General features: G+C 53.1%; 17 protein-coding genes. 8 read left to right on the forward strand and 9 right to left on the reverse strand.

All coding sequences use genetic code 11. The features are described 5' to 3' along the window. On the reverse strand, positions 1-705 hold the full coding sequence (locus tag NA330_RS05875) for a YggS family pyridoxal phosphate-dependent enzyme (RefSeq protein ID WP_000997812.1): 705 nt from the start codon (positions 703-705) through the stop codon (positions 1-3). A gap of 17 nt (positions 706-722) precedes the next feature. Here NA330_RS05875 and NA330_RS05880 point away from each other — a divergent pair, with 17 nt between their 5' ends. Further along, entirely contained in the window at positions 723-1,703 is a 981-nt protein-coding gene (locus tag NA330_RS05880) for a type IV pilus twitching motility protein PilT (protein WP_001055642.1), read from the forward strand. A gap of 132 nt (positions 1,704-1,835) precedes the next feature. Then, the gene (locus tag NA330_RS05885; protein WP_000098324.1) at positions 1,836-2,522 is read left to right on the forward strand and encodes an IclR family transcriptional regulator domain-containing protein; all 687 of its coding nucleotides are present in this window, start codon (positions 1,836-1,838) and stop codon (positions 2,520-2,522) included. A 46-nt stretch (positions 2,523-2,568) separates the two neighbouring features. Here NA330_RS05885 and ruvX read toward each other — a convergent pair whose 3' ends face one another. From ruvX to metK, 8 genes are all read right to left on the reverse strand, one after another. Further along, positions 2,569-2,985 (reverse strand): Holliday junction resolvase RuvX, encoded by a 417-nt coding sequence (gene ruvX, locus NA330_RS05890; protein ID WP_000017096.1) that lies wholly within the window; start codon positions 2,983-2,985, stop codon positions 2,569-2,571. Beyond that, on the reverse strand, positions 2,985-3,548 hold the full coding sequence (locus NA330_RS05895) for a YqgE/AlgH family protein (RefSeq protein ID WP_001053171.1): 564 nt from the start codon (positions 3,546-3,548) through the stop codon (positions 2,985-2,987). Before NA330_RS05895 ends, ruvX begins: the two co-directional genes overlap by 1 nt. A 215-nt stretch (positions 3,549-3,763) precedes the next feature. After that, complete coding sequence (gene gshB, locus NA330_RS05900) at positions 3,764-4,711, reverse strand: glutathione synthase (RefSeq protein ID WP_023181538.1); 948 nt, start codon at positions 4,709-4,711, stop codon at positions 3,764-3,766. Positions 4,712-4,730: 19 nt separating this feature from the next. Beyond that, positions 4,731-5,462, reverse strand: coding sequence for a 16S rRNA (uracil(1498)-N(3))-methyltransferase (gene rsmE, locus NA330_RS05905; RefSeq protein WP_001222488.1), 732 nt, complete (start codon positions 5,460-5,462; stop codon positions 4,731-4,733). Positions 5,463-5,538: 76 nt separating this feature from the next. Next, positions 5,539-6,246, reverse strand: coding sequence for a deoxyribonuclease I (gene endA, locus NA330_RS05910; RefSeq protein ID WP_000286124.1), 708 nt, complete (start codon positions 6,244-6,246; stop codon positions 5,539-5,541). 95 nt (positions 6,247-6,341) lie between these two features. Beyond that, complete coding sequence (locus NA330_RS05915) at positions 6,342-6,839, reverse strand: SprT family zinc-dependent metalloprotease (RefSeq protein WP_000856775.1); 498 nt, start codon at positions 6,837-6,839, stop codon at positions 6,342-6,344. Positions 6,840-6,917: 78 nt separating this feature from the next. Then, entirely contained in the window at positions 6,918-8,312 is a 1,395-nt protein-coding gene (galP, locus tag NA330_RS05920) for a galactose/proton symporter (RefSeq protein WP_001113171.1), read from the reverse strand. 492 nt (positions 8,313-8,804) lie between these two features. Then, complete coding sequence (metK, locus tag NA330_RS05925; RefSeq protein WP_001062140.1) at positions 8,805-9,959, reverse strand: methionine adenosyltransferase; 1,155 nt, start codon at positions 9,957-9,959, stop codon at positions 8,805-8,807. A 55-nt stretch (positions 9,960-10,014) separates the two neighbouring features. On the opposite strand from metK, the gene NA330_RS05930 reads away from it, so the two are divergent. From NA330_RS05930 to NA330_RS05955, 6 genes are all read left to right on the forward strand, one after another. Beyond that, positions 10,015-10,314, forward strand: a complete 300-nt coding sequence (locus NA330_RS05930; RefSeq protein WP_001576358.1) for a hypothetical protein — start codon at positions 10,015-10,017, stop codon at positions 10,312-10,314. 59 nt (positions 10,315-10,373) lie between these two features. After that, positions 10,374-10,523: a hypothetical protein gene (locus NA330_RS05935; RefSeq protein WP_001751809.1), complete on the forward strand. Its 150-nt coding sequence runs from the start codon at positions 10,374-10,376 to the stop codon at positions 10,521-10,523. 85 nt (positions 10,524-10,608) lie between these two features. Further along, a complete protein-coding gene (yqgB, locus tag NA330_RS05940) occupies positions 10,609-10,740 on the forward strand; it encodes an acid stress response protein YqgB (RefSeq protein ID WP_000729109.1) in 132 nt (43 codons plus the stop codon). Positions 10,741-10,748: 8 nt separating this feature from the next. Next, positions 10,749-12,725 carry a biosynthetic arginine decarboxylase gene (speA, locus tag NA330_RS05945; RefSeq protein WP_001278580.1) on the forward strand — a complete coding sequence of 659 codons (1,977 nt, stop codon included), beginning with the start codon at positions 10,749-10,751 and terminating at the stop codon, positions 12,723-12,725. 144 nt (positions 12,726-12,869) lie between these two features. After that, on the forward strand, positions 12,870-13,601 hold the full coding sequence (locus tag NA330_RS05950; RefSeq protein WP_000032793.1) for a hypothetical protein: 732 nt from the start codon (positions 12,870-12,872) through the stop codon (positions 13,599-13,601). A 153-nt stretch (positions 13,602-13,754) separates the two neighbouring features. Then, positions 13,755-14,555: a FadR/GntR family transcriptional regulator gene (locus NA330_RS05955; protein ID WP_001576357.1), complete on the forward strand. Its 801-nt coding sequence runs from the start codon at positions 13,755-13,757 to the stop codon at positions 14,553-14,555. Positions 14,556-14,584: the final 29 nt, after the last annotated feature.

Consider the following 14,584-nt stretch of genomic DNA (forward strand, 5'->3'; position numbering starts at 1 on the left):
TTAATTTTTTGTGTAATCACGAGCACCAAAGATAGCGGTGCCGATGCGCACCATTGTGCTACCTGCCGCAATCGCGGCTTCCATATCGTCGCTCATACCCAGAGATAGGGTATCAACGTCAGGGTAGCGCGCTTTCAGCCCGGCAAATGCTACAGCCATTTGACGTGCGACTTCAAACTGCCTTACATAATCTGACTCTGGCGCCGGGATCGCCATCAGTCCGCGAAGCCGCAGACGCGGCAGTGTAGCCACCGCAGCGGCCAGCTCATCCAGTTCCGCCAGCGGAATGCCTGATTTGCTGTTTTCATCGCTGATATTAATTTGGATCAGAACATTTAGCGCCGGCAGATTATCCGGGCGCTGTTCGCTCAGCCGCGAGGCGATACGCAGGCGATCGATGGTATGACACCAGTCAAAATGCTCGGCCACCAGCCGACTTTTGTTGGACTGTAAAGGGCCAATAAAGTGCCAGTGCAGGCCTTCCACTTTCGCTTCCTGAAAGTGGCGGATTTTTTCCACCCCCTCTTGTACATAATTTTCACCAAATGCCCGTTGTCCGGCGGCAATGGCTTCTGCGATGTCGCTCGCAGGTTTGGTTTTACTCACTGCAAGCAACGTAACTTCTTCTGAAGAGCGGCCGCAACGCGTCGCCGCGGCGGAGATTTTGTCCCGGATGTATGCCAGGTTATGCGCGATATCGTTCATTTTCCGAGGATGTTTATATGAATATGGAAGAAATTGTGACGCTTAGTGTAAAGCATAACGTCTCGGATCTACACCTGTGTAACGCCTGGCCTGCGCGATGGCGCAAACAAGGACGCATGGAGAACGCGCCTTTTACCGCGCCTGATGTCGACAGGCTTCTGCTTGATTGGCTTAATGATGCGCAACAATATCAGTGGCGAACGCACGGCCAGCTTGATTTCGCCGTCTCGCTGTCTGGCACGCGGCGCCTGCGCGCCAGTGCGTTCACACATCAACAGGGAACGTCGCTGGCGCTACGGCTATTGCCCGAGCGTTGTCCTGATCTGGCGGAAATCCAGACGCCGCCGATAGTACCCGCACTGCTTGCCAGCGAGAACGGACTGATTCTGGTCACTGGCGCTACTGGCTGCGGGAAATCCACCACGCTGGCGGCGATGGTGGGACATCTTAATCAACATGCCGATAAACACATCCTGACGCTGGAAGATCCTATTGAGTACCGTTACACCAGCAAGCGTTGCCTGATACAGCAGCGGGAAATCGGCCAGCATTGCGCCACTTTTGCCGCCGGGCTGCGCGCGGCGTTACGTGAAGATCCCGATGTCATTTTGCTGGGGGAGCTGCGTGACAGCGAGACCATTCGCCTGGCGCTGACGGCGGCGGAAACGGGGCATCTGGTACTGGCAACCCTGCATACTCGCGGTGCGGCGCAGGCGGTGGAAAGATTAGTGGATAGTTTTCCGGCGCAGGAAAAAGAACCGGTACGCAGCCAACTGGCGGGTAGTCTGCGCGCCGTACTATCACAAAAACTGGAGGTCGACAGACAGGATGGGCGCGTGGCGTTGTTTGAATTACTGATTAATACGCCAGCCACAGGGAATTTGATCCGTGAAGGCAAACTCCATCAGTTGGCCCACGTGATACAAACCGGGCAGCAGCAGGGGATGATGACATTCGCCCAGAGCGCGCAATGGCGTCAGGCGCAGGGACGACTGTAGCGAAGATGGCGGCGTAGAGGGGGGAGGAAAGTGTTGACTGGCGCGGTGGATTGAACGGCATGCAGGCTTGTATCCTGGCGAACCGGCGTTAAAATCGCAGCTTTGTTAAAACCACAGCGAAGCCATTTAACGATGTCATCACAACCGAATCAAAGCCTGATAGATGGCATTCGCTGTCTGCAATATCTGGTTTCCAGCGACCGTGCTATCGGATGTCGCGAGCTTGCCCGGCTGATGGATATTAATACCACGCGCGTTAATCGCCTGTTAATGACGATGGCCTCTATTGGACTCACGATGCAGGATGAGCACCGACGCTATTTACCCGGGCCAGGCATTCATGCTTTGGCGGCGCAGGCGATTCGCGGTTCAGCGCTGTTCTCCCATGCGTTGCCTATCCTTGAGCGCCATGCGCCCAAAGACATCGTGGTGGCATTAGGCGTGCTATGGGAAGACCAGATTATCTATATTTATCACTCTACGCCGGGTTCGCAGGGAAGTCAGGCGCTGGCGGGGTTTCGCATGTGCCCGGCCTGGCAGTCGGTAACAGGAGTGGCGTTACTGGCGGCAGAAAGCGATGAGGCGCTAATGCAGCGTTTTACTCCGGAGCAGTGGCGTAATCTGGCGCCGCATGTGGCGCAGCAGCGCCAGCGGGGATACGTGCTGTGGCATCACGCTGATGGTGAAGTTTCTATGGCGCAACCGCTAGACAAGCACGCCGCAGCGCTGGCCTTTGCGGGAATGTGGCGGATTGATGAGGCGGAGGCGGCTGCGCGTTTACAGGCGTTGAAGGCATTAAACCAGCTTATTGCCCAGTAAGCCTGGCAACCGTGATCGCGTTATCCGCCTGCTGACAAAAACGGCTTTAATACCCCTGTTCAAAATAGCTTTCGAGGATAATCACGGCGGAGGCCGAGTCCACTTTGCCTTTGTTCAGCGCGCGATACCCACCTCGTTCAAACAGACCGGAGCGTGCTTCAACGGTGCTGAGTCGTTCATCGTGCAGCGTGACAGTTACCCCGAAACGCCCATGAATACGGTTGGCGAATTTACGGGCGCGCGCCGTCAGCGGCTGTTCAGTGCCATCCATATTAAGCGGTAGCCCGACAATAATTTCGTCTGGCTGCCACTCTTTCAGCAAACGTTCAATGAGCGTCCAGTCGGGCGTGCCGTCCTGTGCTTTGATTGCCGGAAGCGGACGGGCGGTGCCGGTAATGCGTTGTCCTATTGCAACGCCGATGCTTTTTGTGCCGAAGTCAAAGGCCAGTAAGGTGCCGCTCATCAGGCGTGCCCCGCAACGCCAGGCATGGTCAGAATATCAATGCCAATAAGTTTTGCCGCTTCGCGCCAGCGCTCGGCAATGGGCGTTTTGAACAAAATATTGAGATCGGCGGGCGCGGTAAGCCAGGCGTTATCAAGCAACTCTTGTTCAAGCTGGCCTTTATCCCAGGAGGCGTAGCCCAGCGCGACCAGCACATCGGAAGGCTGTTGTTGGGTTCCTAACGTTTCCAGCACATCGCGGGAGGTGGTAATCACGGTATTGTCTGAGATACGAATGCTGGAGGCGAAACGTGACGGCGGAGTATGGAGAATAAATCCGCGATCTTCCGCCAGCGGGCCGCCGAGCATCACGGCTTTATCAAGACGAATTGCCGAATCGCGCGGTTCCGGCGTAATTTTTAGTTTTTCCAGAATCCCTTCAATTTGCAGATTTTCCAAAGGTTTATTAACAATAATCCCCATAGCGCCGTCCTGGTTGTGCTCGCAAATATACACCACGGAACGGCGGAAAATCGGGTCCTGGAGCGCAGGCATGGCAATAAGAAAGTGATGCTGTAAATTCATTGTCAGAGGTTCTGTTTCCTGGTTCAAAAAAACGACAGCGTTCAGTATGTGGGGAAAGCGGACGGTTGTCACTCATATAAGCCGTCTTTTGCCAAAGGACGGCTGCCTTATCGGGCAATTGATTGCCGGATGGCGATGCTGATGCGCCGCCTTATCCGACCGGGGCGGCGTGATTGCTCAGGCCCGGTAAGCGCACGCCACCGGGCAATAAACGTTTACTTCGCCAGACGCGCTTCGATGGCGTCCATCAACATCCCGGTGATAGAGATCGGATATTCCGCTTCAATTTCACGCACGCAGGTTGGGCTGGTCACGTTAATTTCCGTTAAGCGGTCGCCGATAATATCCAGACCGACGAAAATAAGCCCTTTGGCTTTAAGCGTTGGCCCAACGCGGCGGGCGATTTCCCAGTCGCTTTCGCTCAACGGACGGGGTTCGCCGCGACCACCAGCCGCCAGGTTGCCGCGGGTTTCGCCGCCCTGCGGAATACGCGCCAGGCAGTAAGGCACCGGCTCGCCGTCGACGACCAGTACGCGCTTATCGCCATCTTTGATCGCGGGCAAATACTTCTGCGCCATGCAGTAGCGGTTGCCCAGCTCGGTCAGCGTTTCGGCAATAACGCCTATGTTAGGATCGCCTTCCTTAACGCGGAAAATGGACGCGCCGCCCATACCGTCCAGCGGTTTCATAATGATATCGCCGTGCTTTTCCCAAAACGCTTTGAGCTGCGCTTTATTGCGCGTTACCAGCGTTTCCGGCGTCAGGTCGGAAAACCAGGCAGTATACAGTTTTTCATTACAGTCGCGCAGGCTTTGCGGTTTGTTGACGATCAGCGTCCCTTCCTCTTCAGCGCGTTCCAGAATATAGGTCGCATAAATAAACTCGGTATCAAACGGCGGATCTTTACGCATCAGGATAACGTCGAGGTCGGCAAGTTTAATCTCCTGCTCGCTGCCGAACTCGTACCATTTATCGTAATTTTGCTCCACACTCAACGTTCGCGTGCGGGCGCGGGCTTCGCCGTTAATCAGATAAAGGTCGGCCATCTCCATATAATGAAGTTCATAACCACGACGTTGGGCTTCCAGCAGCATAGCGAAACTGGTGTCTTTCTTGATGTTGATGTGTGCGATGGGATCCATCACGATGCCGAGCTTGATCATTATTTTCTCCGTTAACGCTTCATCCTAAGTCGCCAAAACGCACCTGTAGCGCGGTAATGGCGGTGAGCGCGGTTGTCTCAGTACGCAGAACGCGAGGTCCTAACAGAATATCAGTAAACTGATAGCGCGCGGTCATCGCGATTTCGTCCGCCGACAGCCCGCCTTCCGGGCCGATCAGCAGTCGGACGCGTTCAACCGGCAGCGGCAGAGTGTTGATGCTGGCATGGGCGCGCGGATGAAGATTGAGCTTCAGCCCGGAATCTTGCTCGGCGCACCAGGCTTCCAGCGCCATCGGCGGGCGAATTTCCGGCACCCGGTTACGCCCGCATTGTTCGCAGGCGGCGATGGCGATCTTTTGCCACTGCTGGCGCTTTTTGTTCAGACGTTCATTATCCAGTTTAACGCCGCAGCGCTCAGAGAACAGTGGCGTAATGAGGCTTACACCCAGTTCGATCGATTTCTGGATAGTAAATTCCATTTTTTCACCGCGCGACATCACCTGGCCCAGATGGATATGCAGCGGCGATTCACGATCGTCGATTTCGCCTTTCATCACTTGCACTTCAACGCTTTTCTTACTGGCGCTAATGATTTCAGCATCGAATACCTGATTACTGCCGTCAAACAGCTGTAACGCTTGTCCCGGTCCCATGCGCAGTACACGACCAATATGGTTGGCCGCATCTTCGCATAACGAAATCTGCGTACCGGACGTCAACAATTCAGGGTGATAAATGCGGGGAATACGCATAATAAAAAAATCCGCGTCATGGCCCCGGCGTTTGGCTATCCAGGGCATGGGTTAACAAGAATCCCGCTAGTGTAGGTTAGCTCTTTCGCGCCTGGCAAGCGCGTTGCACATAGGGATTATGATTACCCTGGACCTTCGCGATACGCGCATCGCGCTCGCACTCCCAGGCGGTAACGGGGTACTGCTTATCCCAGACGTTAAAAAGCTGCGTTTGTTGGCGGGAAAGTTTCAGTTGGTATTGGTCGCGCATATAAAAATAAGTGCGGGCGATTGCGCCACGGGCGCGGGCGGGCGGCTCGGCGAGCTTCGCTTTGAAATCCACTTTCATGGCGCACTGCCCGTACTGACCTTCGCCGCCGTTCCACTGGCTATACATAAAGTTGCCGCGATCGCCATTCACTTCGCCAATCGCGGGTTGCAGGTTATGCATATCGCTTTCCATTTTGCGGTAGACCGGGTCTTTAGCGCAGTTTTTTCGCCCGCCGTCCTGCCAGCACTGGCGCTGATGACCGAATTGCCAGGCGGGGACAACGTGCTCCCACTCAATGCGTCTGGCGCGATTCTCGTTTTTACGCACCTTATAGCCGCAGGACTCCAGGTCTACGACGCCTTTTTTACCCTGCCAGCGGATTTGGCACCCGCAGTAAAAGCTGCCGGGCGCGTCGGCATTGACTTTGACGCTCGCCGCTTTGGCCTGAGAAAAATTGTTAATGCCGTCGGCCAATGCCTGGCCTGAAAACGCTGCGGCCAGCAACGCAGCGGCAAAAGAAAAATTACGGTACATTGCACACTCCATAGCAAAACGAGCCCGCAACGTAACGAAAGTTGTGTCTGTATGCAATCAGTCCGCTCAGGAAAGTTCCCGGACGTTTCGGGAAACTACCCGGCGACCAGTGGTTCGCCACAGTGAACGCAACGATAAACCGCTTCGCCGCGTACTACCCGATTATGGCGGCGGACGGTGAGTTGATGTTGCTGGCATTGGCAATGGTAGGGAAAGGTATTGCGCCGTACGGATTGCAGCGCAAATTGATGAGTACGTCTGGCCGGAACGCCCAGCACGCTTTCCATCATCCACTTCCACTCCTTGCCATGCGGAGCCTTGCGTCCGAAGTGCTTCCACACCAACAGATGCGCCAGTTCATGCGGCACGACCTCTGCTATAAAGGTGTCGATGTTTTCCAGCAGTAACACCGGGTTGAGGCGGATTTCGTAGCTCTCCAGCCAGGCGGTGCCCGCCGAGGTGCCGCGTTGCGTATACACCAGTTTCGGCTCCGGATAATGTCTATCGAGCTTGAGGTTCGCCTGGGCGAGATTTTCCCGCAGACGGCGCATCACGGCCTGCTGGATAGCGATAGGGAGACGAGGGGTTTTCATAGCGGCAGAGAATAGTGCGACGGAAGAGGGACTGCAAGAAAAACGCTTCCTCCTGTGGCAGGAGGAAGCGTGGAGGGATTAGTCGTGGGCGCCGATTTCGCGCAGTTTACGACCTTTCATCAGGTTACGTTCAATGTGCTCCAGCGAAACGTGTTTGGTTTCCGGCACCAGCCACAGGGTCAGCAGGATAAACAGCACGTTCAGGCCAGCGTAGACCCAGAAGGTGTTGGCGTTACCCAGATTGTTCAGCATGGTCAGGAACGTTGCGCCGACGATCATATTGGCGATCCAGTTGGTCGCGGTGGAGCAGGTGATGCCGAAATCGCGGCCTTTCAGCGGCTGGATTTCGGAGCACAGTACCCAAATCAGCGGACCAGCGCTCATCGCAAATCCAATGATGAACATCAGCAGCATAGCGATAGCGAAGTATTGCGCAGACGGCGAATGGATGCCGATGTGCATCATCGTACCCAGAATCCCCATACCAATCGCCATGACCAGGAAGCCCAGCGTCAGGGTCGGCTTGCGGCCCCAGCGGTCAACCAGGCCGATAGCGATGAAGGTTGCCAGCACGTTAGTCAGACCAACAATAACGGTGCCCCACATCTGCTCCGTGGTATTCGTGTACCCCGCCAGTTCGAAGATTTTCGGCGCGTAATACATGATGACGTTCATCCCGGTAAATTGCTGCATGACCTGCAACAAAATGCCAAGAAACACGGCGCGGCGGAAGTTGCTGTTCTCTTTGAACAGCGCCCAACCGCTCTGTTTAACCTGCAAACTTTCGCGAATTTCATCGAGCTCACGTTTTGCTTCCGCACTGGTGTCACGCAGGCGCAACAGGACGCGTTCAGCATCATGGAAACGGCGTTTCGCCGCAAACCAGCGCGGGCTGTCCGGCAGGAAGAAGACGCCGATCAGCAGCAGAATGGCCGGGATGATGATCACGCCGAGCATCCAGCGCCATGCGCCGCTGTAGCTGAACGCGGTATCGGACAGATAAGCGCCCAGAATCCCGATGGTGATCATGAGCTGGTACATTGAGATCATACTGCCGCGAATTTTTTCCGGCGCGATCTCGGACAGGTACAACGGTGCAGTGTAAGAAGCGACGCCGACGGCCAGACCCAGCAGCACGCGAGAAATAATCAGGACTTCAACGTTAGGCGCCGCAGCGGAGAACAGCGAACCGGCGACGAACAGGATAGCGCCGATCATCAGGCTTTTTTTACGACCCAGCTTAAAGGAGAGCCAGCCGCTGCCGACAGCGCCGACGGCCGCGCCAAACATCATGGAGCTGACCACCCATTCCTGAGTGTGTGCGGTAATCTGAAACTCGTCGGTAATGAAGGGTAAAGCACCGGCGATAACGCCGATATCCAGGCCAAAAAGTAATCCTGCCAGGGCTGCAAGAAAGCAGACAAAAAATGTCATGGCCTTGTTGGAACGCCCTTGTTTTTTATTGTCAGGCATTATGCCCTCCGGTTGGGTTAGCAATTTTATCGATGTTAAGAGTAGGTGAGTACGCCGTAAAAAGATGTGAGGCTAATCACAATGGTGTAATCGTTTACACTACTATTTATCTCGGTGATTATTTAATTATCTGAAAAATAATAGTTTTAATAATCTTATAACCATATCAATCGCCTGGTATTCAGACAAAGTTGAAAAATTATGTAATATTTTCATCGCAGAATTAGCATACCGATAGTGATGTAGTCAGTTCTTAATGAAAATGAATGTAACCGCTTTCATGATGACTGAAACTGAATGATAAAAAGTGTAGTCGAAGAAACGAAAGGGGAGAGTGGATTGTGCTGCGCATCACAAAAAGGTCAGTATAAATTCACGCTGGAATATCTGATAACGTTGCGTGTATCAGCAATGATAAAGGCCAGCAGAGCGCTGGCCTTGATAAGTACGGTATGGTTTCCCTGACTGAAAAACAGCGTCAGGCGCGGGCGATTATTTCAGACCGGCAGCATCGCGCAGCAGTTGCGCTTTGTCGGTTTTTTCCCATGGGAAGTTTTCGCGACCGAAGTGGCCGTAAGCCGCAGTTTCTTTGTAGATCGGGTGCAGCAGATCCAGCATCTGAATCAAGCCGTACGGGCGCAGGTCGAAGAATTCGCGCACCAGCAGAATCAACTGTTCAGCAGGCACTTTTTCAGTACCGAACGTTTCCACCATGATGGACGTCGGCTCCGCTACGCCGATAGCGTAGGAGACCTGGATTTCACAGCGATCCGCCAGACCTGCCGCCACGATGTTTTTCGCGACATAACGCGCAGCGTAAGCTGCAGAACGGTCAACTTTAGACGGATCTTTACCGGAGAAGGCGCCGCCGCCGTGACGCGCCATACCGCCGTAGGTATCAACGATGATCTTACGACCGGTCAGACCGCAATCGCCCATCGGGCCGCCGATAACAAAACGCCCGGTTGGGTTGATAAAAAACTTAGTGGACGTATTTAACCATTCAGACGGCAGAATGGGTTTGATGATCTCTTCCATCACCGCTTCTTGCAGCGATTTTTGGTCGATATCTTCTGCGTGCTGCGTAGAGAGAACCACGGCGTCGATACCGACGATTTTGCCGTCGTCATACTGGAAAGTGACCTGGCTTTTTGCATCCGGACGCAACCATGGCAGGGTGCCATTTTTACGCACTTCAGCCTGACGCTGTACCAGACGGTGCGCGTAGGTGATTGGCGCAGGCATCAGTACGTCGGTTTCATTTGTCGCGTAGCCAAACATCAGGCCCTGGTCGCCCGCGCCTTGTTCCAGCGGGTCTGCGCGGTCAACGCCCTGGTTGATATCCGGAGACTGTTTGCCAATTGCGCTCAGTACCGCGCAAGAGTTGGCGTCAAAGCCCATGTCGGAATGCACATAGCCAATTTCGCGCACCGTATTACGGGTAATCTCTTCGATATCGACCCAGGCGCTGGTGGTGATCTCACCGCCAACTAAAACCATGCCGGTTTTAACGTAGGTTTCACAGGCGACGCGTGCTTTCGGATCCTGTTGCAGGATAGCGTCCAACACGGCATCAGAGATTTGGTCTGCGATTTTGTCAGGATGCCCTTCTGATACGGACTCAGACGTAAAAAGGTGTTTTGCCATATTTAATTTCACCTAAGGAGAATTTAGTTAGCTCAAACTGTTGTGCGGAATAGTCATGACAGAAGATTCTACCATGAGTCTGAAGGTCGCTGACACTGGCAGTCTGAGTGTTAATCAGTATGGATGGATTAACATCTGGACGGCTATTTTAGGTCACTTCTTCGCCCAATTTCCAGCTTTTTTTGAAGGCCGTCGCAATGTCGGTCAAAATCAGGCGATAAACGTTTCTGATAATGCTGACATTATGCGCATTTATGCTTTGCTTTTTTTCTGCGTTCTGGGTATAAAACGCGACGCGCGGCTCATACAAAAGCACACGACGTTTTCTTCGTGTCGCCACTTCCAGCCGGGTTAAAACGTTGCTTTGGCTTGTGGGTTCGTCTTACGAGGCGGCCGTGGAGGTGATACGAGATAATGAACCGTTGTATTCTGCTGAATCTGTCGCATCGTTCTGGTGCGCGCATGTCCCCCGCAATCTGCATCTCTGCTTTGCATACCTGCCGATGTTATACCCATCTCGGCGCTTCTCAGGATTCCAGAGCCGGCAATGGCGCTGAAGACTGAACAAGGGCGCTCTTGTTAACGCAAGAGTTTTCTCGTGGTTTCGCCGAACCGTTATCTGTGAGTTCGGTTACGTGTTTACAATGATATGAAAAAGAAACCGGTCGCGCAGGCGGAGCATCAGCGCTATCTGCTGGAAAATCCGCTTGTCTATGGGTTGTTATCGCGTCTTCGGATTGCGATAGTAGTCAACTGTTTTACACTTGCTAATAAAAATTGAGGTTCGCTATGTCTGACGACATGTCTATGGGTTCGCCTTCGTCAGCAGGCGAACAGGGTGTACTACGCTCCATGCAGGAGGTTGCAATGAGCTCCCAGGAAGCCAGCAAGATGCTGCGCACTTACAATATTGCCTGGTGGGGCAATAACTACTACGACGTCAACGAGCTGGGCCATATCAGCGTATGCCCCGATCCCGACGTACCGGAAGCGCGTGTCGATCTTGCCAAACTGGTGAAAGCGCGCGAAGCGCAAGGCCAGCGTCTGCCGGCGCTGTTCTGCTTCCCGCAGATCCTGCAACACCGTTTGCGTTCAATTAACGCGGCGTTTAAGCGTGCGCGTGAATCTTACGGTTATAACGGCGACTACTTCCTCGTTTATCCGATTAAGGTCAATCAGCATCGCCGCGTGATCGAGTCCCTTATCCATTCCGGTGAACCGTTGGGGCTGGAAGCGGGGTCAAAAGCGGAATTGATGGCGGTGCTGGCGCATGCCGGCATGACCCGTAGCGTGATCGTCTGTAATGGTTATAAAGACCGTGAATATATTCGGCTGGCGCTGATTGGCGAGAAGATGGGCCATAAGGTTTATCTGGTCATCGAAAAGATGTCTGAAATCGCGATTGTGCTGGAAGAGGCCGAGCGCCTGAATGTGGTTCCTCGCTTGGGCGTGCGTGCGCGTCTGGCCTCTCAGGGATCCGGTAAGTGGCAATCCTCCGGCGGCGAAAAATCAAAATTCGGCCTGGCGGCGACGCAGGTGCTGCAACTGGTGGAGACCCTGCGTGACGCCGGGCGTCTGGACAGTCTGCAACTGTTGCACTTCCACCTGGGATCGCAGATGGCGAACATTCGCGATATCGCGACCGGCGTGCGCGAGTCCGCGCGTTTCTATGTTGAGCTGCATAAGCTGGGCGTTAATATCCAGTGCTTCGACGTGGGCGGCGGTCTGGGCGTGGATTATGAAGGTACCCGCTCGCAGTCCGACTGTTCGGTGAACTATGGCCTGAACGAATATGCCAATAACATCATCTGGGCGATTGGCGATGCCTGCGAAGAGCATGGTTTACCGCATCCGACGGTGATTACCGAGTCTGGCCGCGCCGTCACTGCGCACCATACGGTACTGGTCTCTAACATTATCGGCGTGGAGCGTAACGAATACACGGATCCGACTGCCCCTGCTGAAGATGCGCCGCGCGCGCTGCAAAATCTGTGGGAAACCTGGCAGGAGATGCATAAGCCTGGCACTCGCCGCTCGCTGCGTGAATGGCTGCATGATAGCCAAATGGATCTGCACGATATTCATATCGGCTACTCTTCCGGCGCGTTTAGTTTGCAGGAGCGCGCCTGGGCGGAGCAACTTTATCTCAGCATGTGCCATGAAGTGCAGAAGCAACTGGACCCGCAAAACCGTGCGCATCGTCCGATTATCGACGAACTGCAAGAGCGGATGGCGGACAAAATGTACGTCAACTTCTCGCTGTTCCAGTCAATGCCGGACGCGTGGGGAATCGATCAGCTCTTCCCGGTACTGCCGCTGGAAGGGTTAGATCAGGTACCGGAACGTCGTGCCGTGCTGCTGGATATAACCTGTGATTCCGATGGCGCTATTGACCACTATATCGATGGCGACGGTATCGCCACGACGATGCCGATGCCGGAATACGATCCAGAGAATCCGCCGATGCTCGGCTTCTTTATGGTCGGCGCCTATCAGGAGATCCTCGGTAACATGCACAACCTGTTTGGCGATACTGAAGCGGTTGACGTGTTTGTCTTCCCGGATGGTAGCGTCGAGGTTGAGTTGTCGGACGAAGGCGATACCGTTGCGGATATGCTGCAATATGTGCAACTGGATCCAAAAACGTTGTTAACGCATTTCCGCGACCAGGTAAAACAGACGGATCTGGACGATGCGTTGCAGCAGCAGTTCCTTGAGGAATTTGAAGCGGGACTGTACGGTTATACTTATCTTGAAGATGAGTAATTAAGAGTATTCCGCTTGTGGGTCGATTTAATTATTTAAGTCGACCCTTTTATATTTTATAAATTCTTAATTATCAGCGGTGCCGCTTCTCTATGTGATTTTATGGGCCTACAATCCCCCTAATAATTAAAAAGGGGTATGAGTATGAGCAAATTTAAATTTAATGCCGTCATTGTTGGCTTGTTTTTGCTGTTAGGCGGCTGTTCCAGCGGAATGCAATCTAATAATGGCTCTTCATCCGACGTCGGCACCGCCTGGGGCGGCGACGTGCATTCATCGGTACAAAGCGTTTCGGTAGAACGTGCCGATCGAGAACCTGCCGAAATGGTGATAATAAATTACTCCACTCAATATCCGTCAGGTTACGATAAAGTTTATAGTATACGTATCAGCGATCTTGAATATGCTGTGCGCGACGCTAATTTTAATTCGATTCCAATTACTCGTCGCTACAACGCATCAATGGGACAATGGCAATATAGTATTCCTGCAAGATCAGGGATGAACTATCAGTTATATATTCGTAATTACAGTCATGATACCAATTACGAAATCGTCGCAACGGTTGATGGCCTGGACGTGTTGAACGGAAAAGCAGGCTCGCTGAATCATCATGGCTATATTGTTAACGCTGGCGATTCACTGGCGATTAAAGGGTTTCGCAAAGATAAACACACTGAGGCGGCATTCCAGTTCGCCGACGTAGCTGACGCTTATGCGGCCCACTCCGCGCAGGGCGACGTACGCAACATCGGCGTCATTGGCTTTGCCGCTTTTGCATTGCAGGGTAAAGCAACAAATACGCTACCGCCTTGTTCCTCGCAGGCTTTCCCGGCGGACAATAACGGGTATGCGCCGCCGCCCTGCCGCAAATAAACCCGGCATCAAACGTCAAATATGCGTTATGGGAATCAGCGCCTTTCCTGCCGAGTCTGGTGGGGAAGGACTGTGTGACGCGCATAGCCGTAGGTTGCGGGAAAGAAACGACCACTCTCTGGCAGGGAAATTGTTTACCATAAACATTAGGATTTGTTTACACTACCCTCAAGTGGAGCAATTGCTGTCTACATAGGTATGTGCATGGAACAAATTTTAACCAAGCGGCGCTATTTTGATATAGGGCTGCAAATAGAAGAACTACTCTATTCAGGGGTATTTAAAGCTGGCGAGCGACTTCCGGCGGAGAGAGAACTCAGCGAGCGTTTTCAAACCAGCCGCACGACGATTCGTGAGGCGATTATTATGCTTGAGCTGAAGGGAGTGGTAGAGGTTAAGCAAGGCGCAGGCACTTACTTTATTGATAGTCTGGAGAAAATCAATCAAAAAGCGCTCTTGCCTTACTCAGACATTGGCCCCTTTGAATTGCTACAGGCCCGGCAGGTCATCGAAAGCAACATCACCGGTTTTGCCGCTACGCAAATAAGATTTAATGAACTTAAGCAGCTTAAACGTATTATTGAGCAGCAGGAAAAGCAGATTGGCGGCGACAGCGACAAATTTGAAGAACTGGATCGCCAGTTCCACAATATCATCGCGGAATCCACGCAAAATCGTGTATTAATGAAACAATCTGCCGAGCTGTGGCGGGCTGTCAGGACCGAAAATCCGCGCTGGAAGCAGTTAAACTATAAGTATTTACATAAGAAAGAGTTAAGAATGAAATGGGTGGAAGATCACCGTAGTATCTTCCTTGCATTGCAAAAACGCGATGCTGAGCAGGCCAGACAGGCCTCGTGGACCCATCTTGAAAACAGTAAAAATGAGCTGGTAAAAATCTTCCAACAGGATGATTCGCTGGAAGATTTTGATGATTTTTTCTTCGCCACCTGACGGCTATTTTCAGGCGGATGACATTTTTG

Source organism: Salmonella sp. NW722, from assembly GCF_051702785.1.
Lineage (GTDB): Bacteria > Pseudomonadota > Gammaproteobacteria > Enterobacterales > Enterobacteriaceae > Salmonella > Salmonella enterica.

Excerpts from the sequence above, each read along its gene's own strand:
- NA330_RS05875 (WP_000997812.1), bottom strand. The coding sequence starts at position 705 with ATGAACGATATCGCGCATAACCTGGCATACATCCGGGACAAAATCTCC.
- NA330_RS05880 (WP_001055642.1), top strand. The coding sequence starts at position 723 with ATGAATATGGAAGAAATTGTGACGCTTAGTGTAAAGCATAACGTCTCG.
- NA330_RS05885 (WP_000098324.1), top strand. The coding sequence starts at position 1,836 with ATGTCATCACAACCGAATCAAAGCCTGATAGATGGCATTCGCTGTCTG.
- ruvX (WP_000017096.1), bottom strand. The coding sequence starts at position 2,985 with ATGAGCGGCACCTTACTGGCCTTTGACTTCGGCACAAAAAGCATCGGC.
- NA330_RS05895 (WP_001053171.1), bottom strand. The coding sequence starts at position 3,548 with ATGAATTTACAGCATCACTTTCTTATTGCCATGCCTGCGCTCCAGGAC.
- gshB (WP_023181538.1), bottom strand. The coding sequence starts at position 4,711 with ATGATCAAGCTCGGCATCGTGATGGATCCCATCGCACACATCAACATC.
- rsmE (WP_001222488.1), bottom strand. The coding sequence starts at position 5,462 with ATGCGTATTCCCCGCATTTATCACCCTGAATTGTTGACGTCCGGTACG.
- endA (WP_000286124.1), bottom strand. The coding sequence starts at position 6,246 with ATGTACCGTAATTTTTCTTTTGCCGCTGCGTTGCTGGCCGCAGCGTTT.
- NA330_RS05915 (WP_000856775.1), bottom strand. The coding sequence starts at position 6,839 with ATGAAAACCCCTCGTCTCCCTATCGCTATCCAGCAGGCCGTGATGCGC.
- galP (WP_001113171.1), bottom strand. The coding sequence starts at position 8,312 with ATGCCTGACAATAAAAAACAAGGGCGTTCCAACAAGGCCATGACATTT.
- metK (WP_001062140.1), bottom strand. The coding sequence starts at position 9,959 with ATGGCAAAACACCTTTTTACGTCTGAGTCCGTATCAGAAGGGCATCCT.
- NA330_RS05930 (WP_001576358.1), top strand. The coding sequence starts at position 10,015 with ATGACAGAAGATTCTACCATGAGTCTGAAGGTCGCTGACACTGGCAGT.
- NA330_RS05935 (WP_001751809.1), top strand. The coding sequence starts at position 10,374 with ATGAACCGTTGTATTCTGCTGAATCTGTCGCATCGTTCTGGTGCGCGC.
- yqgB (WP_000729109.1), top strand. The coding sequence starts at position 10,609 with ATGAAAAAGAAACCGGTCGCGCAGGCGGAGCATCAGCGCTATCTGCTG.
- speA (WP_001278580.1), top strand. The coding sequence starts at position 10,749 with ATGTCTGACGACATGTCTATGGGTTCGCCTTCGTCAGCAGGCGAACAG.
- NA330_RS05950 (WP_000032793.1), top strand. The coding sequence starts at position 12,870 with ATGAGCAAATTTAAATTTAATGCCGTCATTGTTGGCTTGTTTTTGCTG.